At 33.5% G+C, this 529-nt stretch carries 1 protein-coding gene; it reads right to left on the reverse strand.

The features are described from left to right. Positions 1-154: 154 nt before the first annotated feature. On the reverse strand, positions 155-529 hold a 375-nt coding region (locus GVK32_RS28730; protein WP_159989814.1), incomplete at its 5' end, for a zinc-binding dehydrogenase.

Consider the following 529-nt stretch of genomic DNA (forward strand, 5'->3'; position numbering starts at 1 on the left):
TTGTACGTGTCTCAGTTAAATTTCTTAATACAAAATTACTATCTTCTAAATCTAGGTTTTCACTATGTCCTTCAACGAATAACTGAACACGTTCCCAATAGATTTTATCTATATATATCTTACTTTTAACCAACGTTAATTCATCCTTTTCTATTTACATAATCCATTTTAATACTGTTTTACCCCAAGATGTAGACAGGTCTGCTTCAAAAGCTTCTGTAAGATCATTAATTGTTGCAATTTCATATTCTTGACCTTTTAACAACGCTAATTTATCTACAATATCTGGGTATTGAATGTATAAGTCTACAACATCTTGGAAATCTTTTGAACCACTTCGACTACTACCAATCAACGTTAGTCCTTTTTCCAATACTAGACGTGTATTAACTTCTACTGGGAACTCACTTACACCTAACAGTGCAATGCTTCCTTCTGGTGAAATATAATCAATCATTTGATTTATTGCTGATTGGCTACCACGCCCACCAACGCACTCAAATGCATGATCAAATGTTAAGCCTTCAGG

This window comes from Klebsiella sp. 18074, assembly GCF_902705905.1.
In the GTDB taxonomy this organism is placed as follows: domain Bacteria; phylum Pseudomonadota; class Gammaproteobacteria; order Enterobacterales; family Enterobacteriaceae; genus Klebsiella; species Klebsiella terrigena.